The following is a 23,130-nucleotide window of genomic DNA, read 5'->3' as shown; positions in this document are numbered from 1 at the left end:
TCCTCCGAGCCGTTGGCACCACACACCGGACAAGGCAGTATCGAACCCGTGGCTGATCTCATCACCGTCGACGACCCCGACGACCCCCGACTGGGCGACTACACCGGACTGACCGACGTCGAACTCCGGCGCAGGCGGGAGCCCGCCGAGGGCCTGTTCATCGCCGAGGGCGAGAAGGTCATCAGACGCGCCAGGCACGCCGGGTACGAGATGCGCTCGATGCTGCTCTCGGCGAAGTGGGTCGACCTGATGCGGGACGTCATCGACGAGGTCCCGGCCCCGGTGTACGCGGTCAGCCCCGAACTCGCCGAGCGGGTCACCGGCTACCACGTGCACCGGGGCGCGCTCGCCTCGATGCAGCGCAAGCCGCTGCCGACGGCCGACGAACTGCTGACGACGGCCCGCCGGGTCGTCGTCATGGAGGCCGTCAACGACCACACCAACATCGGGGCGATCTTCCGCAGCGCCGCCGCCCTCGGCATGGACGCCGTGCTGCTCTCCCCGGACTGCGCCGACCCGCTCTACCGCCGCTCCGTCAAGGTCTCGATGGGTGCGGTCTTCTCCGTCCCCTACGCCCGTCTCGGCACCTGGCCCAAGGACCTGGAGACCGTACGGGAAGCGGGCTTCAGGCTCCTCGCGCTGACGCCGGACGAAAAGGCCGGCAGCATCGACGAGGCGGCACCGCACCGGATGGACAGGGTCGCGCTGATGCTGGGCGCCGAGGGCGACGGGCTGTCCACCCGGGCCCTGGTCGCCGCCGACGAATGGGTACGCATCCCGATGGCGCACGGCGTCGACTCGCTCAACGTGGGAGCGGCCGCGGCGGTCGCCTTCTACGCGGTGGCATCGGGCCGCCCGCAGAACTGACCGGGTAACTGCGCGGGCAGCCACCCGCGCACCTGGCCGGCTAGGGCGTGTCCGGCCGCCGGTCCTGGGGCGGGGTCTCGATCTGGGCGTGGCTCCGGTTCTGGCTCGGGCCCGGATCCGTCCCCAGCCCCCGGGACGGCCCCTGGCAACCCTGGGCCGCCGCGATGCCGAGCGCCACCAGCAGCGTCACCACGACGAAGACGACGAGCCGCTGCCGCAGCAGCCGCGGATTGGCGGGACGCAGCCCCGACGAGGTCGTACGGGCCCCGGGCCGCGTTCCCGGTCGGCGGTTCGCCCCGTTCGTACTCTGCGGGCGCCGTCCGGAGCGGGTGGTGTTGCGCGGCGGCTGATGCTGCTGGGGGCGCGAACCACCGGTCCGGGGCGACCCGGCCCGCGACGACGAGGACGGTCTGCTGCCCTGAGGTTGCTTCTGCTTCTGCTGACGGGGCGCGGGAGGAGCCGCCCGCCGGGTCTGCTGCTCGGTGTACGGGCCGTCGAGACGGCCGGTCGGCCGGTCCAGTTCCTGAGCCGAACGCTGCACGGGCGGCCGGCTCTCGTGCAGCCCCTGGGCCTCCCGCGCCGCGATCTCCTTGAGCCGCATGGAGAGTTGGAGCGTACTGGGCCGCTCCTCGGGGTCCTTCGCCAGGCAGGCGCTCACCAGTGGCGCGAGCGCGTCGTGCACATCGCGCAGCTGGGCCTCCTCGTGCACCACCCGGTACAGCATCACCTCGGAACTGCCGTGCCCGAATGGCGAGTCGGCCATGGCCGCGTACGCGAGGGTGGCCCCGAGCGAGAACACATCGGTCGCGGGCGTCACGGCCGCGCCGCGCACCTGCTCGGGCGCCAGGAACCCCGGCGACCCCACCGCCGTACCGACATGGGTGAGGGTGGAGGCCCCGGTCGCCCAGGCGATCCCGAAGTCGATGATCCGGGGGCCCTTGGGGGAGAGGAGGATGTTCGACGGCTTCAGGTCGCGGTGGACGACACCGGCCTCGTGCACCGCCACCAGGCCCTCCGAGAGCGCGGCTCCGATCGAGGCCACCTCGGCCGCCGACAGCGGCCCCTCCTCGGCGACCTTGTCGTGCAGCGAGGGGCCCGGGACGTACTGCGTGGCGAACCACGGACGGTCCGCCTCCAGGTCCGCGGCCACCAGGCGCGCCGTACAGCCGCCCCGGATCCGCCGCGCGGCGGACACCTCACGCGCGAAACGGGAGCGGAACTCCTGGTCCTCCGCCAGATCGGGGCGGATCACCTTCAGCGCCACCCGCTGGCCCCGCCGGTCCGAACCCAGGTAGACGACACCCATGCCGCCCGCTCCGAGCCGCCGGTGCAGTCTGAACGAGCCGACGACACGCGGGTCCTCGCGCCGGAGCCGCATCATCGCCATGTCTGCCCATCCCCGCTGCCTGGTCCGCCTGACGAGGCACAGCTTACGTACCCGGCGCCCGGGGTGCTCAGAGGCCGCGCCCTCACCGGCCGATCGATTGTCCGTGCGCGGCACGCCCCCTGACGGGGCATGGGGCCGGGACGGGTGCGGTGCCGGACGGGGCCGGCCCCCAAGACGGTTGAGCCGAGGGGTGGTTGGAGCACGGCCGGACATCCGCCGCACCGCACCGGCCTCGGCCGGGACGGGCGCCCGCGGCCCTTGCCGGCGCACCGGGACGGGCCGCCGGAGGTAAGGGTGAGTGAAGTCACGGTGATTGTCGCCGCGCGCACCGGTGGGCCGCGTCTCACAGCGACTCCGGCCCCCCGCGAGGTCCGCCGCAGGTGCGGGTACCCCCTCCGGGATGTCCCCGGGGTCGGGCGCCCGGTCTCCACCCAGGGGAGTACACCGGCGACCCGTGGCTCATCCTCCGGGAGGCCCGGCAATCGGTACGCGGGCATGACGCCCGCAGCACCCCGCGTCCCTAATGTTGAGGTCAAGCGGCGGGCGCAATACTCGTCCCCCGAGGTCACACGCCCGCCGCCCCACATCTGGTCAGGAGAGGAACCATGGCGGACACGGCACCGCGGACCACGATCCGCGCAGGACGCAGGGCCCAAGCCTCGTTCGGCAGCCGCCCGTCCTCCGGCACACGCCACCCACTGGTGGCGACGGCGATGGTTCTTCCCCTGGCGGCCCTGCTCGTGGTCGTCTTCGGCGGCTGGGACGCAGTGGTCACACAGGCGTCGTCCGTGGGCGTGATGCTGGGGCGCTGAGCGGCGCCCCGGGTCCGGAAGAGCGGTCCGGACCGGGACATCCGGCCAACAACCCCGTGGGGACGGGGGTGCGGCGGACGGCAGCGTTTGTCCGGTCAGCTGGGGAGCTGACCGGACATCGCGCTTTCCGGGGCCGTTCGCGGCCCGGCAGAGATCGTCCCGCCCCACGAATCCCTCCGGCGCAGTGGCGATCGCGTCGCCCTGCGGCTCTTCCCGGCGCAGCGGCGATCACGTCGCCCCACGGCTCTTCCCGGCGAAGTGGCGCTCACCGCTGTCCACGGCCGCCTCCGGCGCGCGTACGCTCATCGGCGGGCCCGGTGCTGACCGGACCCGCCCGTACCAGTCCGCCATCGGGGGAGACCGTGACCACCGCAGTCGTACGGGTGCTGGGCGATCTCGCCCATCGGGCCGCCCACGAACACCCCGGGGCCCCGTGCGCCTGCCCGCCCCCGACGGTGCTCGCGGACCGTGCGGACGGCACGGTGGTCCGCAGTGGGGCCGTCGTCGCCAAGGCCCACGCCCCCGACACGGACACTCCCGGCCTGCTCACCCGCCTCACCCTCGCGAATGACCCGCACCTCACCGGCATCCTGCTCGCCCCGCTGATTCCCGGCCCCTTGGCACCCCCCACCACCCTCCACGGCCGCCCGGTCACCCTCTGGCCCCACGGCCGGCCCGTCGACCCCGGCGACCCCGACGCCGCCCCCTGGGCGGAGGCCGCCGTTCTGCTGGCCGGGCTGCACCGGACCCCGGCCCCGGCTTCCCTCGCGCTCCCGCCCATGCGCGGCCCGGCGAAGGCCGCACTCGCCGTCGCCCGGATGCGCGCCGCACGGCCCGGCGACCCGGCCACCGCCCCCGTGCTCGAAGCCTGGCGCCGTCTGCCGGCCTGGGCCCGGGACGAGGCCGTCGCACCCCAACACCGCTCGCGCTTCCTGTGCCACGGCGATCTGCACCTCGGCCAGCTCGTCCGCCACCCGGCCCCGCACGGACCATGGCTGCTCATCGACGTGGACGACGCCGGTCTCGGCGACCCCGCCTGGGACCTCGCCCGCCCCGCCGCCTGGTACGCGGCCGGGATCCTGCCCCCCGAGGTCTGGCTCCGCTTCCTGGACGCCTACCGGGCAGCGGGCGGCCCGGCCGTGCGCGCCGAGGGCGATCCCTGGCCGGACCTGGACGTTCCGGCCCGCGCCCTGACCGTCCAGGCCGCCGCGCTGGCATTCGCCAAGTCGGCGGTGGAGGACCGGACTCCGGATGAGGTGGAACAGACAATGATCGACGCCTGTGCCCGAATTGCATCTCTCCCGCCCGAGTTGGGCGCCGAACACTCGTCGTAGGCTGAACCGACCGTCGACGGGCATGAATTCCGGCGACGGCGACCCGACGGCGAGGAGTGAGCCGAACCATGCAGTGTCCCAAGTGCCACGCACAGATGCACACGTACAACCGCAACGGCATACAGATCGAGCAGTGCAGCGGCTGCCGGGGAATCTTCCTCGACTACGGCGAGCTGGAGTCCCTCACCCGCATCGAGGCGCAGTGGACGCAGCAGGCCCCGCCCGCACCGCCGGCCCCGCAGGCGTACCCGTCCGCCCCGGCGCCCGCCTGGGGTGCCCCGCAGCACCACGGCGGCCACGGCGGTCACTACCGTCACAAGAGCTTCGGCCGCATGCTCTTCTCGTCCTGAACGGGACACCACCGCTGAGTGCGTGACCGTGGGCCCGGACGCGTTCCGTCCGGGCCCGCAGTGCGTCCGCACCCCAATCCGTGCGCCGGTAACGACGAGCCCGGGAACGGCGAAGCCCCGGTCGTCGAGACGACCGGGGCTTCTGGTGGTGCGCGATACTGGGATTGAACCAGTGACCTCTTCCGTGTCAGGGAAGCGCTCTCCCGCTGAGCTAATCGCGCAGGGTGAACCTGCGTGTACTGCGTGCGCGATACTGGGATTGAACCAGTGACCTCTTCCGTGTCAGGGAAGCGCTCTCCCGCTGAGCTAATCGCGCGGGGATCCTTGCGGACCAGTGGACGATACTGGGATTGAACCAGTGACCTCTTCCGTGTCAGGGAAGCGCTCTCCCGCTGAGCTAATCGTCCTTGGAGGTGGAGACGGGATTTGAACCCGTGTAGACGGCTTTGCAGGCCGTTGCCTCGCCTCTCGGCCACTCCACCAGGAGTGAGGGTTCGGGAAGATCCCCCACTTTCTGCGAGCGGACGACCAGGTTCGAACTGGCGACCTCAACCTTGGCAAGGTTGCGCTCTACCAACTGAGCTACGTCCGCTTGTCTTTCCCGGTCCGCTTGCGCGTCCCGGCGACGTGTTGAACTCTAGCGGATTCCCGGGCCAGTACAAAAACGCGTTTGTGCAGCGTGCTGAGGTGCGCTTGCCCCGGCGCAGGTCATCACCGGCCGCCCTAGACTCGACGACGTGCACGACCTCGCTCCAATAGCCCGCTTCGGCGGCCTCGTCGCGTCCGATCTCCGTGACGTGACCAGTGATCCCGCAGCCCTCGAATCATCCGGTTTCTGGGCTGTATCCGCCGATTTCGAGGGCCGCCTCGTCTGCGCGCGCTTCGGCTCCGTACGCACCGAAGCGGTGCCCGCCCCCGTGCCGGGCGCCTGGCACGGGCCCGCGGCCGGTGACTGGACCTCGTCCCTGGACCGTGTCGCGTACATCGCTGGCGTACGGCGGATCCGCGAGTACATCGCGGCGGGCGAGGTCTACCAGGCCAACCTCTGCCGGGTGCTGACCGCGCCGCTGCCCGATCCCGGCGCCGCCGACGTGGACGCGCTGACCGCACTGCTGGCCCGCGGCAACCCCGCTCCGTACGCAGGAACGATCCGGCTGCCCGCGCACGGCGTGGAGATCGCCACCGCGTCCCCCGAACTCTTCCTGAAGCGCGACGGCCGGACCGTCGAATCGGGACCGATCAAGGGCACCGGGCGGACCGAGGACGATCTGCTGGAGAAGGACCACGCGGAGAACGTGATGATCGTCGACCTGGTCCGCAACGACCTGGGCCGGGTCTGTGCCACCGGGTCGGTCACCGTTCCCGACCTCTGTGCGGTGGAGAAGCACCCCGGCCTGGTCCACCTCGTCTCCACCGTGCGCGGGGAGCTCGCCGAGGGCGCCGGCTGGCCCGGGCTCCTCGGCGCCGCGTTCCCGCCCGGCTCCGTCACGGGGGCACCCAAGTCCAGCGCCCTGCGGATCATCGAGGAGCTGGAGACCGCACCGCGCGGGCCCTACTGCGGGGGCATCGGCTGGGTCGACGCCGACCGCCGTACCGCCTCGCTCGCCGTCGGCATACGCACCTTCTGGATCGACCGGACCGGTCCCGCCCCGGTCTTCCGCTTCGGCACCGGGGCCGGCATCACCTGGGGCTCCGATCCGGAACGCGAGTGGGACGAGACCGAACTCAAGGCGTCCAGGCTGCTGGCTGTAGCGTCGGGTGATCACGAAACAACCGGAAGGACCGCGTGATGAGGATTTGGGTCAACGGCGAACTGCGCGATGCCGAAGACGCCAGGGTGTCCGTGCTCGACCACGGACTCACCGTGGGGGACGGCATCTTCGAGACGGTCAAGACCGTCGACGGCAGGCCCTTCGCCCTCACCCGCCACCTCGACCGGCTGACCCGCTCGGCCCGCGGTCTCGGACTCCCCGACCCCGACCTCGACGAGGTCCGCCGCGCCTGCGCCGAGGTCGTCGACGCCAACCCGATGGCACTCGGCAGGCTCCGCATCACCTACACCGGAGGGCTCTCCCCGCTCGGCTCCGACCGCGGCGACGCCGGACCCGGTCTCGTCGTCGCCCTCGGCGAGGCGGGCCGCCGTCCCGACACCACCGCCGTGATCACCGTCCCCTGGACGCGCAACGAACGCGGCGCGCTCACCGGTCTGAAGACCACTTCGTACGCCGAGAACGTCGTCGCCCTCGCCCGCGCCCACGAGCACGGCGCTTCGGAGGCGCTCTTCGCCAACACCGCCGGGCAGCTCTGCGAAGGCACCGGGTCCAATGTCTTCGTCGTCCTCGACGGGCAGCTGCACACCCCGCCGGTCGCCTCCGGCTGCCTCGCCGGGATCACCCGCGCGCTGGCCGTGGAGTGGGCGGGCGCACAGGAGACCGAGCTGCCGTTCGACGTCCTGGATCGGGCCGAGGAGATCTTCCTCACCTCCACCCTGCGCGATGTGCAGGCAGTCCACCGGGTGGACGGCCGTGAGCTGCCCGGCGGGGTCGGCCCCGTGACCGCCAAGGCGATGCGGATCTTCGACGAGCGGGCCGGAAACGACCTCGACCCGTAGAGCCGGACAGGTCCGAACCGGAAATCGGGTGACGGGCCGGGCTCCAGCGGATAGAACATCTTCGATGACCACCACCCTCCGGCCGACCGGGCCGATCCAGCAAGGCGCCGACGGCGCGCAGACCCGCGCGTACGACGTGTGCGACAACGGGCGGCCCGTCGGCGCCGTCGAGATCGGCACCGATCCCGGATTCGGTACGAAGGCGGGCGTGCTGCGTTCCCTGCGCATCGACGAGTCGCGCCGCAGGCGCGGTCGCGGCACCATCGCGGCGCTGGCGGCCGAAGAGGTGCTGCGGGGCTGGGGCTGCACCCTGATGACCGTGCTGGTCGCGGCGGACGATCCGGCGGGGCAGGCGCTGGCCACCACGCTGGGCTACACCGAGCGCAGCAGGAACATGGTCAAACAACTGGAGCCGGCCCCGCCCGCCCTGCCCGGCGACGTCACCGCCCGGCCGATGACGGACGAGGAGTTCGCGCACTGGGAGCGCGACGCGATCACCCTCTACGCGCAGACCTGGATCGAACGCGGTATCCCCGCGGACCAGGCCATGAGAAAGGCCGAGTCCAGCCACGCCCAGCACCTGCCGCACGGCCTCGCCACCGAAGGAGCGCATCTGCACGTCCTCACGCACGAGGGCGAGGCCGTGGGACACGTCTGGGTGGCGCGGCACGAAATGCATCCGGGGATGCTGGTGGGCTACGTCTTCGACGTCGAGGTGCGCGAGGAGTTCCGGGGGCGGGGGTACGGCCGGGCGCTGATGCTCCAGGCGGAACGCATCGCGCTCGACGCGGGCGACGACCGGCTGGGACTGCATGTCCTCGCGTCCAACACACCCGCCCTGCGGCTGTACGAGTCGCTCGGATACCGGACGACCCTGTACAACCTGGCCAAGAACCTCTGAGGAGCGGGCCGCTCAGCCCCGCTCGGCGAGCAGCCGGTCGGCGATCTCCTCGATCCGCTCGCGCAGCCCGTCCTGGCTCTTGCCGCCGTCCAGCCGCTCGTCGCCGATCACATACGTCGGGGTGCCGGTGACGCCGATCGCCTTGCCCTCGGCCTGGTCGGCGTCGACGATCAGCATGTGGCGTCCGTCGATCAGCGCGGTGTCCATCTCCTCGGCGTCCAGGCCGAGTTCCCGTGCCACCTCGATGAGCAGCGGCTCGCCGGTGCGGGCGAGACCGTCCGTACGGGCGAGCACCGCCTCGATGTACGGCCAGTCCTTCCCCTGGGCGGCCGCCTCCTCGGCGGCCTGCGCGGCGGCGTAGGCGTGCTTGTGCTTCTCCAGCGGGAAGTGCCGCAGCCGCACCTCCAGCCGGTCGCCGTACTTGGCCCTCAGGGCGTGCACATCGGTGAGGGCCTGGTGACAGTCGGGGCACTGGAGCTCGCACCAGACGTCGAGGACGACGGGGGCCGCAGGGGTGGAATCGCTCATGCGGCCAGTCTCCCAGGACGCGCGCGAGCCTCCCAATCGGCACCCGGTCCGCCGGGGGCTCCGCACGGCCGGCCCGTCACCGATCGGCACCTGGGGAGGATCCCGGCCCTGAAATGTCCCTGATGCGGTCCCGGATCGTGGCCACCGGGCCGGTCACCGGTGCAGGATGGAAGGGACGTTTCCCCGTGCGCCAGGAGGCACCGATGCTTGCCGAGACCATCTGCTCCGCGGTGTCCGCGGCGGGCCTGGGCATCGCCGCCGTCACCGCCTGGCGAAAGCGCTTCCTCGCCGCGACCCGGATCGCCGCCTACTCCCTCGTCCCGATCGCGCTGGTCCTGACCGGGATCGTGGACTGGGTCGCCGGGATCGCCTTCAAGCCGAGCGTCTGGCTCGGTTTCGGGCTGCTCGCCGTGGCCTGGCTGCTGTTCATGACGACCCGGGCGATCGAGCGCCGCAGCGGCGGCAGCCGCAAGGAGCGCCGGGCCGCCACGCGGGCGGCACAGGGCGAAGCGATCGCCCCCGCGGCCTCCGCACCTTCCCTGGGGGCAGGGCTCCCGGGGACGCAGGCGCAGCCGAAGGCGAAGCCCCGGCAGCAGTCCGCCGCGCCGGGCGAGGACTTCAGCGACATCGAGGCCATCCTGAAGAAGCACGGAATCTGACCCCTGCACTGCCCCGGGCCCGGAAGGCCGGGGCAGGTCGATCCGCTGTCGATGAATCGATTCATGGTGATTGTTGACGGTGTACAGACGCACGGCTAGCTTGTGACGACCGGACTGAACCAATTCACTCCGCGGGAGGGGCGGCCCGGGAGGCCGGGTCCTGCGGTACGGGACCGGTCCGTCCCGCAACGCCGTCCGTACGATGGGGGCACGCCGCGGACCGGTGCGGCCGAAGGCATCAGTGGGGCAGGGCAAGTGGCGCGTGTGGCAGGGATCAAGGATGTGGCCCGGCAGGCCGGAGTCTCCGTGGGCACCGTGTCCAACGTGATCAACCGGCCCGAGGCCGTGCTGCCGGACACCCGTGCGCGGGTGCTCGCGGCCATCGAGGAACTCGGGTACGTACGCAGCGAGTCGGCGCGCCAGCTCAGGGCGGGCCGCAGCCGGATCATGGCCCTGCTCGTCCTCGACATGGGCAACCCGTTCTTCGTGGACGTGGCCCGCGGCGCCGAGCGCGCCGCCCGGGCTGCCGGTCTCGGTGTCATGGTCTGCAACAGCGACCAGAGCCCGACCGAGGAGGCGGAGTACCTCGGGCTCTTCGCCGAACAGCGGGTCTGCGGAGTCCTGGTCACCCCGGCCGACGCGACCGGCCGGAACCTGGAGGCGTTCGCCCGGCACCGGATCCCGTACGTGCTGGTGGACCGGGTGGCGCCGGGCACGGGGACCTGCGCGGTCTCCGTCGACGACGTCCGGGGCGGCGCGCTAGCCGTCGGCCATCTGGTCTCGGCCGGCCACCGCTCGGTGGCGTACGTCAGCGGCCCGGGCGACCTCCATCAGATCCGGGACCGGCGCGAAGGCGCCCTGGCGGCCCTCGCGGACGCCGGGCTGCCGCCCGAGGCGCTCGTCGAGATCCCTTCCGACCGGCTGGACGTGGCGGCGGGCCGCGATGCCGGGGCCAGGCTGCTCGGCCTCGTGCCCCGGCCGACCGCGGTGTTCTGCGCCAACGACCTGCTCGCCCTGGGTGTGCTCCAGGCGCTGTACGCGGCGGGCGTCCGGGTGCCGCAGGACATGGCCATCGTCGGCTACGACGACATCGAATTCGCCGCCGCCGCTGCCGTACCGCTCACCTCGGTCCGCCAGCCCGCGGTCGTCATGGGCCGGATGGCCGCGGAGCTCCTGCTGGAGGAGTCGGACGACGAGGACGGCACGCACGAGCACCGCAGTGTGGTGCTCCAGCCGGAGCTCGTGGTGCGGGCCTCCAGTTCGACACCGCGCTGAGGCGGCGGAGCGAAAGCCGCCGGGGTGTGTCCGCCGCACCCTGAATTCGCCCTGCGCGGGATCGCGTTGACCAGCGGCGAAAGCGTCCCGGCTTTCCGTTCGGGGGAGTTGGGTACGCGATGCTCCGGGCGCAGCGCCGAATGTGTGGTGGGTGATCGGACGCCGGAGCGAATCCGGGCCTCTCCCGGTGGGTGAACTCCCGGTGGAAAAAGGCATGTTGATCGCCAACGGGGGGCGGACTGAGTCATGATCGTCCTGAGATGGTCGACACCTCCCGGGGCGATGTCCCCGCAAGCCCTGCCGAAGAGCCACGCGGCTGCCTCTTCGCGCTTTCCCAGCCCCCTTTGATGATCTTCCTCGCGGTGGTCGGCAGCCTGTTGCTGATGGCCGCGTTGCACGATCTCTTCATGCTGTGAGCGGTCAGCCGGCCGCTTCCTTGCGGCGTGCCCGGTACGCGGCCACATGCAGACGGTTGCCGCAGGTGCGGCTGGAGCAGTAGCGGCGGGAGCGGTTGCGGGACAGGTCGACGAAGGCGTGCCGGCAGTCCGGCGCCTCGCAACGCCGCAGCCGCTCCTGCTCGCCCGCCACCACGATGAAGGCCAGCGCCATGCCGCAGTCGGCCGCGAGGTGATCGGCGATCGACGCGTCCGGGGCGAAGTAGTGCACATGCCAGTCGTAGCCGTCGTGATTGCTGAGCTGCGGTGTGGTGCCGGCGGCGGCGACGAGCGTGTTGACGAGCAGGGCGGCGGTCCGGGCGTCGTCCGTCGCGAAGATCTCGGCGAAGCGCGTCCGTACGTCCCGCACCGCCCGCAGATCCTTGTCGTGGAGCTCGCCCACACCGCTGATCCGATGGCGCCGCGCGAAGTCGTAGAGCGCTTCGATGTCGGCGAGGCCGTCGCTCCGCCCGCCCGCCGGCTGCCCGGTCTCCGGCGGCTCGCTCTCCGGTGCGGTGTTCACCAGCTCGACCACCGTGTCGAGGGCGATCCGGGTGTCGTGGGGGATCAGCACGCTTTCGCTCCCTGCCTCCGGCGGGCGGGTGTCCGCCGATGCGGGCTGACTCTACTGGCTCGGCCGCGCCGCACAGCGGCCCGAGACGGCCTGTGGGGGGTGCGGAGAGCGGATACCGGCCATGGGCGGGTATCCGTGGCCGGTAGGCGTCCGTCAGGGGCGTGAGGCGGGCGTCATGAGCCCCCGGGCGAGCGCCGGCGCCGTCACCACGGTGGTTTCCGTGATGACGGCGCCGGTGTCAGCCTTATGAGGTTTTCCGCGCGGCGCCGTCTCCCCGAGTCGGACGGCGCCGTGCAGCTCTCGGCCTGGCTCAGCTCTCGGCCAGGATGTGTGAGAGCTCCGTATCGAGGTCGAAGTGACGATGCTCGGTGCCTGGTGGAACCGCGGCGTCGGTCCGCTTCAGGAACGACTCCAGGGCCCTCGCCGGGGCTTCGAGCAGGGCTTCGCCCTCTGGGGAGCTCAGCGCGATGCAGACGACGCCCTGGCCGTGACTACGGGATGGCCAGACGCGGACGTCTCCGGTGCCGGTGGGCCGGTGCAGCCCCTCGGCAAGGAGGTCGCGGGCGAATACCCATTCGACCGTCTCCTCCGCTCCGGTATGGAAGGTGGCGTGCACGGCATACGGATCGGCCGTGTCATACCGCAGGCCCGCGGGTACAGGCAGTGAGGACTCGCTCGACACAACGAGGCGCAGGTGCAGCTCGCAGCTGACCGTGGTGTTCATAAGCGCCAGGGCCTTTCGCTCAGTGTGCGCTCGGGGATTCGCACGTCGGCGAAATCGACATGCCACCTACGGTGGCGTTGTAAACCCCTCTGACCTTTTTGTGTTCCTTCAGGTAGCTCGTACGGCGGTGTGTAACTTTCGGTTATGCGGCCATTCCGGTGATGAAGACCGTTCCGGTAGGTTGGCTGTCATGAATGCGGAGCGTGACGTGCGGAACGGGGACGCCGCGTCGGCGACACCGGTGTCCGGCGCGGGGGACAGGGCGGACAGCGTGACGGGTGAAGTCACCGAGGGTGTGACCAAGGAACGGGAGCTCGGCTCCCGGGCGCCCGGGTTCATCAAGGCGTCCAGGACGCTGCACCTGAGCTGGCAGGTCGGCGTCTTCATCGTCGGCCTCGCCGTGGTCGTGGCGGGCATCATCATGCTGCCCCTGCCGGGCCCCGGCTGGCTGGTGATCTTCGGCGGCATGGCGATCTGGGCGACCGAATTCGTCTGGGCGCAGCTGGTGCTCCGCTGGACCAGGCGGAAGGTGACCGAGGCCGCCCAGCGGGCGCTCGACCCCAAGGTCCGGCGGCGCAACATCATCCTCACGTCGGTCGGCCTGGTGATCATCGCGGTGCTGGTGGGGATCTACGTCTGGAAGTTCGGCATCACCATGCCGTGGAAGATCCACGAGTGACCCCGGGGTGGTCATGGGACGCCGCTGACATGGGGTAATGTTTGGCCTGCGCCCGGGCGATTAGCTCAGTGGGAGAGCGCTTCGTTCACACCGAAGAGGTCACTGGTTCGAACCCAGTATCGCCCACCCCGGACAGAGGGCCCGTGAGACCGCAGAGTCTCACGGGCCCTCTGCGTTTTCCGCTTCCGGCCGGCCCGCCGGACCCTCGTCGGTGTCTCCGTGAACGATTCGCAAACGCTTTCGTGAACGATTCAATCCATGCGGTAGCGGACGGTCCGGGTCCGCAAAGCCGGGAGATCCATCCGGATATCGCGGCCGGACGGACTTCCGGAGCCGCGGGAATTCCCGGAAAGGGATCGGTCCCCGGCGTCCGCGAGCAATGTCACGGACGATTCGGGAACTCCGCCGGGAATTCCCGCCGTGGCGGAGACGGGTGCGAACTGCTCGATTTCACGGGCGAGTTCGCGCGGCCGCTTCCCCGGGGCCGGCCCGTGATCAGACCGGCCCCGGGCGACGCACCGTCAGCGCATCCGGCCCACGGTCTCCTTCAGCCGCCGCGCATCGCGCAGACGCTGCTCGTATGTCGCCCCGACCACCAGCAACAGCAGTCCGGCCACGGCGGGCGGCAGCCAGCGCGGCAGCGCGCCGACCACCTGGACGACGTACGGCGCCAGTTCGTGCACGGCGTCCAGGGCCAGCACCGCGCCGCCGACCAGCAGCAGCGCCTGGAGCCGCAGCCGGGCGCCCGCCAGGGTGATCACCAGGGCGGCCACACCGAGGAGCAGCGGCCGCAGCCAGTGCGGATCGATCCAGGCCGCGAAGAGGCTCGGCACCAGCGTCACCGTGAGACCCGCCCCGTACGCCGTCCACGACGACGCCTCCGGGTCGCGGCGCCGGCGCAGTACACCGACCGCCAGGGCGGGCACCGTCACCGGCAGGGTGTACGCCTCCGGGGCCGACACCCCCGAGGCCGTCAGCCGCACCCAGGTCGCCAGGACGAACAGCGCCAGTGCCAGATACCCGGCGACCGGCCGGCGCTCGGCCCGTACGGCCGTGCCCGCCGCCAGCACACCGCTCAGCGCCAGCACCAGTGCCAGGAACGGCCCGTCCGGCACGGCCATGACCACCGCCACCGCGGCCGCCATCGCGCCGGTCAGCTCGACCGGGAGGGCCGACGGGCGGTTTTGCAGCCGTGCCCCGAGCAGCACCGTCACCAGCGGGACGGCCAGCATCAGCGGCGCCGCCCGATACCCGGCGAGCCCCAGTGACGCCCCGGCCGCACGGGCGATCACCATCGCGCACACCACGGCCCCGCACGCCGACACCGACTGCACGATCCGCAGCGCCCCCACCGCACGCGTCGCACGGTCCTGCGGAAGTCCCCGCGTCGGCGTCGCGGTGTCGTCGAGCAGCACCGCGACCGCGCCGGACACCAGCAGCAGCACCGCGAACACCGCGTACGTCATGGCCTCCGCAGCGAGCGCGAGGAGCCCCGCACTCACCGCGCCGGCCAGCCCGCACACCAGCGCGGCCGTTCCCACGGCAACCGCCCCGTGGCGCAGCCCGCGTACCGCCACCGCGAACACCGCGGCGACCAGTACCGACTGCGCCGCCACGGCCGCCGCGTACGGCAGCCCCAGCACCGCGGGCAACGCGGTGAGCCCCGCCCAGCAGAGCACCGTCGCGACGGCCCCCGCCGTGTTCCGCCAGGCCGGACCCGGCGAGACCACCGGACCCGCCGCCCGTACCAGCCGGTCCCACGACCGGTGCGCCGCCCCGAGCAGACCTGCCACCACCAGCAGCACCACCGGGGCCGCGGTCAGCCGGGACCACGCCAGGCCCTCCGTGCCCAGGGCGGCCCGGACCCCACCGTCCGGAGCGCCGGACCACACGCGGGCCAGCTGCGACACCGCGCCCATCAGCGACATCCCGACCGGCGGCGCCGAGGCCAGCACCGCGACCGCGGTCACCGCCGACGAGGCCCACACCAGGCCCTGCCCGACCGGCCGGGGCAGCGGTGCCCGTACCGACGCCAACAGCACCACACCGCACAGCAGATACAGCGGCACCGACCAGTTCCACTCCACCCCGGCACGCAGCACACCACCGACCGCGGCCACCCCGGACACTCCGGCGAGCAGACCGCCGGCCACAGCGAGACCCCTGGGCGCACGCCACGCCCCGAACAGTGCGATCGCCGCCCCCGCGAGCAGCAGCGCGGCCGGTGCAAGCGCGTCCGACGCCGCATCGGCGGACACCGACTGCGCCAGGGCCACCGCCAGTCCCAGCAGGCCCGTCGTCCAGCAGCCGACACAGGCCGTCACCCGGACCGCGAGGCCCGGACCCCGCATCGCGATCGTGCAGTCCAGCGCCGCCGTCAGCAGCAGCGCCCAGCCGAACACCGAGGCGTCCGAACCTGCCGACCAGGCCCACAGCAGCAGTGGCAGCTGAGCGCTCACCACCGCCAGGGGCAGCGGCAGCCGGAGCCGGTCGAGCAGCAGCCCGTACCCGGCCCACAGCACCGCCAGGACGGCCGAGGCGGCCGCGGCGAAACCGGGCCCGTCGGCGTCCGGCATCGCGACCCGGTGCAGCGCGTAGGCGTCGAGGATCATCAGCACGGACGCCAGGGCGCCCAGCGACTCGGCCGTCGCTGACAGACCGCGGCGCAGCAGCGCGGCGGGAGCGGCGAGCGCCGCGAGCGTCACCACGGCGAGTACCGCCGAACGGCCGGCGATCCCCATGTGACCCCAGCTGACCAGGGTGAACGCGATCGCCGCGATCGTCAGCAGCAGACCGCCCAGGGTGAGCAGCACATTCTGCGCGCCGCGCGGTGCGGCCTGCGCGGCAGGCGGCCCGAACGGAGCCGCGAACGGGGCCGCGGGCCGAGCCGGCGGAGGCGGCCCGAACGGAGCGGCGAACTGCGGAGCCGGCGGCCCGGCGGGAGGCGTCAGCACGCTCAGCAGCCAGGCACGGCGAACCAGCAACTGGGACCGGCGGGCGTCCAGCCGGGCCAGTTCGCGATCGAGGAGCGCCAATTCCTCGGCGGGTGGCGGCACATGTTCCATGAACGCGAGTGTGGTGCGAGCCACAGGTTCGGACATGCGCTCGGATACTCAGTTACCCGGCTGAGTACGCGCAGACTGGGGCCATGGACTGGAGCCACTACCGATTTGTGAGTATCTGGGACCTTCCCGCACCGCCCGACGCCGTGTACGGGATCCTCGAACGAGCCGATGACTACCCGCGCTGGTGGCCTCAAGTCCGTGAGGTCACCCCGCTCGACGACACCACCGGCACCACCCGTATCCGCTCGCTCCTCCCGTACGACCTCGTCATGACCGTCCGCGAGCGCCGCCGCGACCCCCGGGCCAGGGTGATCGAGGCGACGCTCAGCGGCGATCTGGACGGCTGGGTCCGGTGGACGGTCGGCCCGCACGACGGTGGCAGCCGGGCCGTCTACGAGCAGGAGGTCGAGGTGCGCCGGCGGCTGATGCGGCTGCTGGCGGTGCCCGGACGCCCGGTGTTCCGGGCCAATCACGCCCTGATGATGCGGGCCGGGCGGCGGGGTCTCACGGCCAGACTGGAAGCAGTTTGAACCGGACCCGCAGGGACCTGTATGGTTCAACCCGTTCCCGGGCGATTAGCTCAGTGGGAGAGCGCTTCGTTCACACCGAAGAGGTCACTGGTTCGAACCCAGTATCGCCCACCCGGAAGAAGCCGGTCCGTCAGCAGAATCGACGGACCGGCTTCTGCGTGCGCGGAAGCGGATGCCGGGCATCCGGTCACGCCGCGGCAGGCAGCTCAGGGCGCAGCGGCCAGGCCGGATCCACCGCCTCCGCCGTGCCGTTCTTCGCGAACCACGCCTGGAGCCCGCGCGCCTGCGCCGCATGCCACACGGCCTGCAAGGTGTGCAGCTCCGGCGGGGTCAACCGGTCCAGCCGGGACGAGAACCGCCGTCCCACCGCCCGTACCAGCTCCAGCGAGGCCGCCGCGTCGGCCGCCGCGTCATGGGCGCCGTCGAGCACCACGCCGTACAGCTCGCAGAGATCGGTGAGGGTCCGCCGACCCTTGCGGTAGCGGTCCAGCTGCTTGTCGAGCACCCGCGGATCCAGCACGCACAGCGGGGAGTTCTGCAGATACAGCCCGAGCGACGAGGCGCGGTGGCGCTTCAGCTCGCGGTCCAGCAGCGTCAGGTCGAACGGCGCGTTCATCACGACCAGCGGGCGCCCCGCCGCACACTGCTCGGCCAGCGCACGGGCTATCTCCTCCACCACCGGCGCCGGCCACCGGCCGTTGCGCTGAAGGTGATCGTCGGTCAGACCGTGGATCTCGGTGGCCTCCACGGGTACCGGTATCCCCGGATTCACCAGCCAGCGGGTGACGCGCATCCGCCCGCCCGCCGCGTCCTGGACGACCAGGGCGGCCGAGACGATCCGGTCCCCCTCGACGTCGACTCCTGTTGTCTCGGTGTCAAAAGCGGCCAGCGGCCCCTCGTACCAGTGAGTCATCCCCGAACTCCTCGTGCCCGAACGGCAGATGTGTGATTCCTCTGCCCGGACCGGTGATACCCGCACCCTTTGCCTGATACGCCGTTTGCGGGCCGTCCGGTGCGGTGACAACACAGGTGAGGGGTACGGAAGTTGTCCGTCGCCCCGCCCCGGAGAACCGATCGGCACAGCCCGGAAGGCACACGCAGCCATGGCGCTCGCGCAGCCCGAACCGAGCGGGCTGCTGTCCCAGCGGATCGAACCGCTGCGCGGCACACTCGCAACCACCGCCTGCATGGAGACGCTCCAGGTGGGCTACCTGCACGCCGTCGCGGCCGCGGCGGGGTGTTCCCTGTCGCAGCCCTTCCCCGACAACGGCATCGACTGGCATGTCAGCCACGGCGCCCCAGGCCATGCCGTGGACGACGAGGTGACCATAAAGGTGCAGCTCAAGTGCACCTACCAGATCCCGCCGAACCCGCCGGGGCCGACATTCGCCTTCACCCTCGACAACGCCCACCTCGTGAAACTGGCCCGGACACCCGTGTCGGTGCACAAGATCCTCGTCGTGATGATCGTGCCGCGCAGCCAGGACGACTGGCTGCGCGCCGGACACGACCGGCTCGACCTCCGGCACTGCTGCTACTGGATCAACCTGGCCGGCCACGCGGTGACCGGCCGGCACCGGACCACCGTGCGGATCCCGACCTCGCGCATCTTCGACGACCGGGCACTCTGCGAGATCATGACCCGCGTAGGGGCGGGAGGGAGGCCCTGATGCACCGGCCGATGGGCGAATACGACGACTGCGCGGACGGAGCGATCCCGTCAGCCACCCGCCCGCGCCCCGCCGAGACAGCGGGGCCCTGGCCCGACGCGCCCCGGCTCCCCGGGAACATCCCGGACCCCGCCCGGGTCGATCCCGCGGTCCTCGGCGTCCTGCTCGGCCGGCACGGCTGGCAGCGCCGGGGCGGGGCGGCCGGGCGCTACAGCCGGTGGATCCCACCGGGCCCGCCGGCCCCGCCCGGCGGCGGGACGAGCCTCCTGGTCCCCGACACCACCGCCTTCCCCGACAGCGAGGACCTCCTCGCCGAGGCGCTGACCGCGCTCGCCCGCAGCGCCGCCCCCTCCGCCCGCGAGGTGCTGGTCTCCCTCGCCGTGCCCAGCGACGAGATCCGCTGGTGGCGCGAGGTCCCCGAAGCGGTCGCGGGCGCGGCCGGCTGGGCCGGGGCGGAGCGGCTGCACACCGCCGCCCGCCAGATACTGCTCGCCGGAGCCCTCGCCGTACGCGGAAACACCGGCTACCACGGCGCACGCCACCGCCGCAGGGCCCGGGCCGCGCTCGAAGGCATCCTCGTCGGGCCCGCTCCCGGCGGCCGGGAACTCGCCGCGTTCGTGCCGGTCGAACCGGGCCGCGCCGTTGCCGTACGCCTCTACCGGGCGCTGCACGCCACCCGCGAGGCCGTGGACTACCAGCGGGCCACCGGCGGCTACGAGGCCTTCGACACCGCCGTCGAGGCGGGCGTCAGCCGGGAGCTGACCGAGGCCGTCATCGCACTCGTCCGGGGCTCGGAAGGAGCCGGGATAGCGCTGGAGTGGGCGCCCGCCGCCGGGACGCCCGAGGGCTGCCCGGCACGGCCGGAGCCGGTGGAGTTCTCACCGGGCGACTTGCCCGCCCTGCGCCGGGCGGGCGCCCGCTACCTCCACGACGAGCCCGCGGTGACGGTACGGATCACCGGCGCCGTCGTCCGGATGCGCCGCTCGGCACCGCGCGGTGCCGGGATCGTGCGGCTGCGGGTGCTGGCCGGCGCCGAGGTGCCGCACGTAAGGCTGGAACTGGACGAGGAGGCGTACCGGATCGCCGGCCACGCCCATCTCGTGGGGCTGCCGATCCGGGTGCAGGGCAGGCTGGAGAGCCGTGGCGGCTTCCGGCGGCTGACGAGGACCTCGCACGTGGTGCCCGTGCAGGTCGACGAGGCGGAACGGGACCGGCTGATGAAGTCGCTCCAGGAGAACGTCGACCACTTCGAGGAGGCCTGCACCGGCGAATAGGGCCGCGGGGGAGGGGCCCGCGGGGGAGCGGTGGGGCCGGCTGCCCAATCCGTTTCGCAGAGGGGGCCCGCGGCTCGGTACGATTCGTATCGCACGCGCACTACGAACGCGTGCGTTCCCCCTGAGTCAGGAGAGACCGGTGTCAGACGTCCGTGTGATCATCCAACGCGATTCCGAGCGGGAAGAGCGCGTGGTGACGACGGGCACTACGGCAGCCGAGCTCTTTCCCGGCGAGCGCACCGTCGTCGCCGCCCGGGTCGCCGGCGAGCTGAAGGACCTCGCGTACGTCGTCGCCGACGGCGAGGTCGTCGAGCCCGTCGAGATCTCCTCCGAGGACGGCCTGAACATCCTGCGGCACTCCACCGCGCACGTGATGGCGCAGGCCGTGCAGCAGCTCTTCCCCGAGGCCAAGCTGGGCATCGGCCCGCCGGTCAAGGACGGTTTCTATTACGACTTCGATGTCGAGAAGCCGTTCACCCCCGAGGATCTCAAAGCCATCGAGAAGAAGATGCAGGAGATCCAGAAGCGGGGCCAGAAGTTCTCCCGCCGGGTCGTGACGGACGAGGCCGCCCGCGAGGAGCTGGCCGACGAGCCGTACAAGCTGGAGCTCATCGGCATCAAGGGCTCCGCCTCCTCCGACGACGGCGCGGACGTCGAGGTGGGCGGCGGCGAGCTGACCATCTACGACAACCTCGACCCGAAGACCGGCGACCTGTGCTGGAAGGACCTCTGCCGGGGTCCGCACCTGCCGACCACCCGGTTCATCCCGGCGTTCAAGCTGATGCGCAACGCCGCGGCGTACTGGCGCGGCAGCGAGAAGAACCCGATGCTTCAGCGCATCTACGGCACCGCGTGGCCCACCAAGGACGAGCTGAAGGCGCACCTGGAGTTCCTGGAGGAGGCCGCCAAGCGCGACCACCGCAAGCTCGGCAACGAGCTGGACCTCTTCTCCTTCCCGGACGAGATCGGCCCCGGTCTCGCGGTCTTCCACCCCAAGGGCGGCATCATCCGCCGCGCCATGGAGGACTACTCGCGCCGGCGTCACGAGGAGGAGGGCTACGAGTTCGTCTACTCCCCGCACGCCACCAAGGGCAAGCTCTTCGAGAAGTCCGGCCACCTGGACTGGTACGCCGACGGCATGTACCCGCCCATGCAGCTCGACGACGGGGTGGACTACTACCTCAAGCCGATGAACTGCCCGATGCACAACCTGATCTTCGACGCGCGCGGGCGTTCCTACCGTGAACTGCCGCTGCGCCTCTTCGAGTTCGGCACGGTGTACCGGTACGAGAAGTCCGGCGTGGTGCACGGCCTGACCCGCTCGCGCGGCTTCACACAGGACGACGCGCACATCTACTGCACCAAGGAGCAGATGGCGGAGGAGCTCGACCGCACGCTCACCTTCGTCCTGAACCTGCTCCGCGACTACGGTCTGACCGACTTCTACCTGGAGCTCTCCACCAAGGACCCGGAGAAGTTCGTCGGCTCCGACGAGATCTGGGAAGAGGCCACCGAGACGCTGCGCCAGGTCGCCGAGAAGCAGGGCCTGCCGCTGGTCCCGGACCCGGGCGGCGCCGCGTTCTACGGCCCGAAGATCTCGGTGCAGTGCAAGGACGCCATCGGCCGTACCTGGCAGATGTCGACCGTGCAGCTCGACTTCAACCTCCCGGAGCGCTTCGACCTGGAGTACACCGGCCCGGACGGCACCAAGCAGCGCCCGGTCATGATCCACCGTGCCCTGTTCGGCTCCATCGAGCGGTTCTTCGCGGTGCTGCTGGAGCACTACGCGGGTGCGTTCCCGGTGTGGCTGGCCCCGGTCCAGGCGGTCGGCATCCCGATCGGTGACGCGCACATCCCCTACCTCCAGGAGTTCGCGGCCAAGGCCCGGAAGAAGGGGCTGCGGGTCGACGTGGACGCCTCCTCGGACCGGATGCAGAAGAAGATCCGCAACCAGCAGAAGGCCAAGGTGCCCTTCATGATCATCGCGGGCGACGAGGACATGGCCAATGGCGCCGTCTCCTTCCGCTACCGCGACGGATCGCAGGAGAACGGCATCCCGGTCGAGGACGCCATCGCCAAGATCCAGAAGGCCGTCGAGGACCGCGTCCAGGTCTGACGGACACAGCAGGTGAGAGGCCCCCGGAGAGCTACCCGCCCTCCGGGGGCCTCTTCTCGTCCTCCCGTCGGAAGACCTGGAGCAGCCATGACGAGAACGCCCCCGTCACCGCCCCCAGGAGCGCCAGCCCGCAGACCATCAGGCCCGCGGCGACGACCCGGCCGCCCGGCGTGACCGGCACCGCGTCCCCGTACCCCACCGTCGTGAGCGTCTCGCACGCCCACCACACCGCGTCGCCGAAGGTGTGGATCGTGGATTCCGGGACCTTGCGCTCCTGGTGGTAGACCGCGAGCGCCGCTGAGAAGCCGAGGAGCAGGGCGGACGCGCCGGCGTAGCTGATCACACGCGCGTACAGGCTCAGCCGCGGCTGCTCCCGGCGCTGCTGGACCGCGGTGTAGACCCGGATCAGGCGCAGCGGCCGCAGCAGGGGAAGCAGCAGCACCAGCGTGTCCAGCCAGTGCACCCGGACGAAGCGGTGGCCCAGACCGCTGAGCCGGAACCGTACGACGTAGTCCGCCGCGAGGACCAGCCAGGTGGTGCCGACCAGGGTGAGGGCCAGGTCCCGCCAGGGTTCGGCATCCTCGGGGGCCAGCACCCAGACCGCGTAGCCGAGCAGGAAGAGCAGGGAGACGCCGAGGAGCGGCACTTCCGTGCGCTGCTCCCAGCGCCGGAGGCGAGGAGGAGTGGAGGCGGCGGACCGGTCGCTCATCGCCTCAGCATCGCCGTACGCGGACGGGTGTGGCCCCGGCGACACGCACCCCGGGAGTGAAGCAATATGCTGATCGCCATGACGAGTGAGCCGGAGCAGCAGATCGGAGTGGGAACGCCCGACGCGTTCCAGCGCCTGTGGACGCCCCACCGGATGGCGTACATCCAGGGCGAGAACAAGCCGACCGGTCCGGAGGCCGGCGACGGCTGTCCGTTCTGCGGGATCCCGTCGAGTTCGGACGAGGACGGGCTCGTCGTCGCGCGCGGCAAGTACGTCTACGCCGTGCTGAACCTGTATCCGTACAACGGCGGCCATCTGATGGTGGTGCCGTACCGGCACGTCGCGGACTACACGGAGCTGGACGGTCCGGAGACCATGGAGCTGGCCGACTTCACCAAGCGGGCGATGGTTGCGCTGCGGGCGGCCTCGGGGGCGCACGGATTCAACATCGGCATGAACCAGGGTTCGGTGGCGGGGGCCGGGATCGCGGCCCATCTGCACCAGCATCTGGTGCCGCGCTGGGGTGGCGACACCAACTTCATGCCGGTGGTCGGCCACACGAAGGTGCTGCCGCAGCTGCTTGCCGACACCCGCAAGATGCTGGCGGACGCCTGGCCGGCCGCCTGATCCC

Annotated in this window: 23 protein-coding genes and 7 tRNA genes; 18 read left to right on the top strand and 12 right to left on the bottom strand. The window is 71.7% G+C overall.

Going from position 1 to position 23,130, the window contains the following annotated elements:
* Positions 1-48 precede the first annotated feature (48 nt).
* Positions 49-867 (top strand): TrmH family RNA methyltransferase, encoded by an 819-nt coding sequence (locus tag ACFVH0_RS25985; RefSeq protein WP_385823851.1) that lies wholly within the window; start codon positions 49-51, stop codon positions 865-867.
* A 40-nt stretch (positions 868-907) separates the two neighbouring features.
* Here the strand turns inward: ACFVH0_RS25985 and ACFVH0_RS25980 are convergent, their stop codons facing one another.
* Positions 908-2,254: a serine/threonine-protein kinase gene (locus tag ACFVH0_RS25980; RefSeq protein ID WP_385823849.1), complete on the bottom strand. Its 1,347-nt coding sequence runs from the start codon at positions 2,252-2,254 to the stop codon at positions 908-910.
* Between the two features lie 605 nt (positions 2,255-2,859).
* Between ACFVH0_RS25980 and ACFVH0_RS25975 the strand changes: the two genes are divergently transcribed.
* The 3 genes from ACFVH0_RS25975 (at position 2,860) to ACFVH0_RS25965 (ending at position 4,750) form a co-directional block, all read left to right on the top strand.
* Complete coding sequence (locus tag ACFVH0_RS25975) at positions 2,860-3,066, top strand: hypothetical protein (protein WP_329593620.1); 207 nt, start codon at positions 2,860-2,862, stop codon at positions 3,064-3,066.
* Positions 3,067-3,428: 362 nt separating this feature from the next.
* Positions 3,429-4,400, top strand: coding sequence for a phosphotransferase family protein (locus tag ACFVH0_RS25970; RefSeq protein ID WP_385823846.1), 972 nt, complete (start codon positions 3,429-3,431; stop codon positions 4,398-4,400).
* A 68-nt stretch (positions 4,401-4,468) separates the two neighbouring features.
* Complete coding sequence (locus ACFVH0_RS25965) at positions 4,469-4,750, top strand: zf-TFIIB domain-containing protein (protein ID WP_124718803.1); 282 nt, start codon at positions 4,469-4,471, stop codon at positions 4,748-4,750.
* A gap of 146 nt (positions 4,751-4,896) precedes the next feature.
* Here ACFVH0_RS25965 and ACFVH0_RS25960 read toward each other — a convergent pair.
* The 5 genes from ACFVH0_RS25960 to ACFVH0_RS25940 all read right to left on the bottom strand — a co-directional run bounded on the left by ACFVH0_RS25960 (position 4,897) and on the right by ACFVH0_RS25940 (position 5,342).
* Positions 4,897-4,971, bottom strand: a tRNA-Val gene (locus ACFVH0_RS25960).
* Between the two features lie 23 nt (positions 4,972-4,994).
* Positions 4,995-5,066: transfer RNA gene (locus ACFVH0_RS25955), tRNA-Val, on the bottom strand.
* A 19-nt stretch (positions 5,067-5,085) separates the two neighbouring features.
* Positions 5,086-5,157 (bottom strand) — tRNA-Val (locus ACFVH0_RS25950).
* A 1-nt stretch (position 5,158) separates the two neighbouring features.
* Positions 5,159-5,232 (bottom strand) — tRNA-Cys (locus tag ACFVH0_RS25945).
* Between the two features lie 37 nt (positions 5,233-5,269).
* Positions 5,270-5,342, bottom strand: a tRNA-Gly gene (locus ACFVH0_RS25940).
* A gap of 145 nt (positions 5,343-5,487) precedes the next feature.
* On the opposite strand from ACFVH0_RS25940, the gene ACFVH0_RS25935 reads away from it, so the two are divergent.
* From ACFVH0_RS25935 to ACFVH0_RS25925, 3 genes are all read left to right on the top strand, one after another.
* Positions 5,488-6,540 (top strand): chorismate-binding protein, encoded by a 1,053-nt coding sequence (locus tag ACFVH0_RS25935; RefSeq protein ID WP_385823844.1) that lies wholly within the window; start codon positions 5,488-5,490, stop codon positions 6,538-6,540.
* Entirely contained in the window at positions 6,540-7,361 is an 822-nt protein-coding gene (locus ACFVH0_RS25930) for an aminotransferase class IV (RefSeq protein WP_385823842.1), read from the top strand. Before ACFVH0_RS25935 ends, ACFVH0_RS25930 begins: the two co-directional genes overlap by 1 nt.
* Before the next feature lie 64 nt (positions 7,362-7,425).
* Positions 7,426-8,262 (top strand): GNAT family N-acetyltransferase, encoded by an 837-nt coding sequence (locus ACFVH0_RS25925; RefSeq protein ID WP_385823840.1) that lies wholly within the window; start codon positions 7,426-7,428, stop codon positions 8,260-8,262.
* Positions 8,263-8,274: 12 nt separating this feature from the next.
* Here ACFVH0_RS25925 and ACFVH0_RS25920 read toward each other — a convergent pair whose 3' ends face one another.
* Positions 8,275-8,790, bottom strand: a complete 516-nt coding sequence (locus ACFVH0_RS25920; RefSeq protein ID WP_385823838.1) for a DsbA family protein — start codon at positions 8,788-8,790, stop codon at positions 8,275-8,277.
* A 203-nt stretch (positions 8,791-8,993) separates the two neighbouring features.
* Between ACFVH0_RS25920 and ACFVH0_RS25915 the strand changes: the two genes are divergently transcribed.
* From ACFVH0_RS25915 to ACFVH0_RS25905, 3 genes are all read left to right on the top strand, one after another.
* A complete protein-coding gene (locus ACFVH0_RS25915) occupies positions 8,994-9,449 on the top strand; it encodes a hypothetical protein (RefSeq protein WP_385823836.1) in 456 nt (151 codons plus the stop codon).
* A 255-nt stretch (positions 9,450-9,704) separates the two neighbouring features.
* Positions 9,705-10,724 (top strand): LacI family DNA-binding transcriptional regulator, encoded by a 1,020-nt coding sequence (locus ACFVH0_RS25910; protein WP_385823834.1) that lies wholly within the window; start codon positions 9,705-9,707, stop codon positions 10,722-10,724.
* A 260-nt stretch (positions 10,725-10,984) separates the two neighbouring features.
* Positions 10,985-11,140 carry a hypothetical protein gene (locus ACFVH0_RS25905; protein ID WP_385823832.1) on the top strand — a complete coding sequence of 52 codons (156 nt, stop codon included), beginning with the start codon at positions 10,985-10,987 and terminating at the stop codon, positions 11,138-11,140.
* A gap of 4 nt (positions 11,141-11,144) precedes the next feature.
* On the opposite strand, the gene ACFVH0_RS25900 is transcribed toward ACFVH0_RS25905, so the two are convergent.
* Both ACFVH0_RS25900 and ACFVH0_RS25895 read right to left on the bottom strand, forming a co-directional pair.
* Positions 11,145-11,732 carry a CGNR zinc finger domain-containing protein gene (locus ACFVH0_RS25900; RefSeq protein ID WP_385823830.1) on the bottom strand — a complete coding sequence of 196 codons (588 nt, stop codon included), beginning with the start codon at positions 11,730-11,732 and terminating at the stop codon, positions 11,145-11,147.
* A 310-nt stretch (positions 11,733-12,042) separates the two neighbouring features.
* A complete protein-coding gene (locus ACFVH0_RS25895; RefSeq protein ID WP_003959770.1) occupies positions 12,043-12,456 on the bottom strand; it encodes an SsgA family sporulation/cell division regulator in 414 nt (137 codons plus the stop codon).
* A gap of 190 nt (positions 12,457-12,646) precedes the next feature.
* Here ACFVH0_RS25895 and ACFVH0_RS25890 point away from each other — a divergent pair, with 190 nt between their 5' ends.
* Together ACFVH0_RS25890 and ACFVH0_RS25885 are read left to right on the top strand one after the other, a co-directional pair.
* Entirely contained in the window at positions 12,647-13,135 is a 489-nt protein-coding gene (locus ACFVH0_RS25890; RefSeq protein ID WP_385823828.1) for a TIGR02611 family protein, read from the top strand.
* A 54-nt stretch (positions 13,136-13,189) separates the two neighbouring features.
* Positions 13,190-13,261: transfer RNA gene (locus ACFVH0_RS25885), tRNA-Val, on the top strand.
* Positions 13,262-13,656: 395 nt separating this feature from the next.
* Here the strand turns inward: ACFVH0_RS25885 and ACFVH0_RS25880 are convergent.
* Complete coding sequence (locus ACFVH0_RS25880; RefSeq protein ID WP_385823826.1) at positions 13,657-16,200, bottom strand: SCO7613 C-terminal domain-containing membrane protein; 2,544 nt, start codon at positions 16,198-16,200, stop codon at positions 13,657-13,659.
* An 83-nt stretch (positions 16,201-16,283) separates the two neighbouring features.
* Between ACFVH0_RS25880 and ACFVH0_RS25875 the strand changes: the two genes are divergently transcribed.
* Both ACFVH0_RS25875 and ACFVH0_RS25870 read left to right on the top strand, forming a co-directional pair.
* Positions 16,284-16,730, top strand: a complete 447-nt coding sequence (locus tag ACFVH0_RS25875) for an SRPBCC family protein (protein ID WP_385823824.1) — start codon at positions 16,284-16,286, stop codon at positions 16,728-16,730.
* Positions 16,731-16,769: 39 nt separating this feature from the next.
* A tRNA-Val gene (locus tag ACFVH0_RS25870) sits at positions 16,770-16,841 on the top strand.
* 76 nt (positions 16,842-16,917) lie between these two features.
* On the opposite strand, the gene ACFVH0_RS25865 is transcribed toward ACFVH0_RS25870, so the two are convergent.
* Positions 16,918-17,643, bottom strand: coding sequence for a 3'-5' exonuclease (locus ACFVH0_RS25865; RefSeq protein WP_385823821.1), 726 nt, complete (start codon positions 17,641-17,643; stop codon positions 16,918-16,920).
* A gap of 190 nt (positions 17,644-17,833) precedes the next feature.
* Between ACFVH0_RS25865 and ACFVH0_RS25860 the strand changes: the two genes are divergently transcribed.
* The 3 genes from ACFVH0_RS25860 to thrS all read left to right on the top strand — a co-directional run bounded on the left by ACFVH0_RS25860 (position 17,834) and on the right by thrS (position 21,790).
* A complete protein-coding gene (locus tag ACFVH0_RS25860) occupies positions 17,834-18,400 on the top strand; it encodes a DUF4365 domain-containing protein (RefSeq protein ID WP_385823819.1) in 567 nt (188 codons plus the stop codon).
* On the top strand, positions 18,400-19,674 hold the full coding sequence (locus tag ACFVH0_RS25855) for a hypothetical protein (protein ID WP_385823817.1): 1,275 nt from the start codon (positions 18,400-18,402) through the stop codon (positions 19,672-19,674). Before ACFVH0_RS25860 ends, ACFVH0_RS25855 begins: the two co-directional genes overlap by 1 nt.
* Positions 19,675-19,813: 139 nt before the next feature.
* Positions 19,814-21,790: a threonine--tRNA ligase gene (thrS, locus tag ACFVH0_RS25850; protein WP_266917196.1), complete on the top strand. Its 1,977-nt coding sequence runs from the start codon at positions 19,814-19,816 to the stop codon at positions 21,788-21,790.
* Positions 21,791-21,821: 31 nt separating this feature from the next.
* Here thrS and ACFVH0_RS25845 read toward each other — a convergent pair whose 3' ends face one another.
* Positions 21,822-22,499, bottom strand: coding sequence for a potassium channel family protein (locus ACFVH0_RS25845; RefSeq protein WP_385823815.1), 678 nt, complete (start codon positions 22,497-22,499; stop codon positions 21,822-21,824).
* 66 nt (positions 22,500-22,565) lie between these two features.
* Here ACFVH0_RS25845 and ACFVH0_RS25840 point away from each other — a divergent pair, with 66 nt between their 5' ends.
* Positions 22,566-23,126, top strand: coding sequence for an HIT family protein (locus tag ACFVH0_RS25840; protein WP_384755543.1), 561 nt, complete (start codon positions 22,566-22,568; stop codon positions 23,124-23,126).
* Positions 23,127-23,130: the final 4 nt, after the last annotated feature.

The organism is Streptomyces sp. NPDC127117, from assembly GCF_042677325.1.
GTDB lineage: Bacteria > Actinomycetota > Actinomycetes > Streptomycetales > Streptomycetaceae > Streptomyces.
This window is presented reverse-complemented; position numbering and strand designations above follow the sequence as displayed.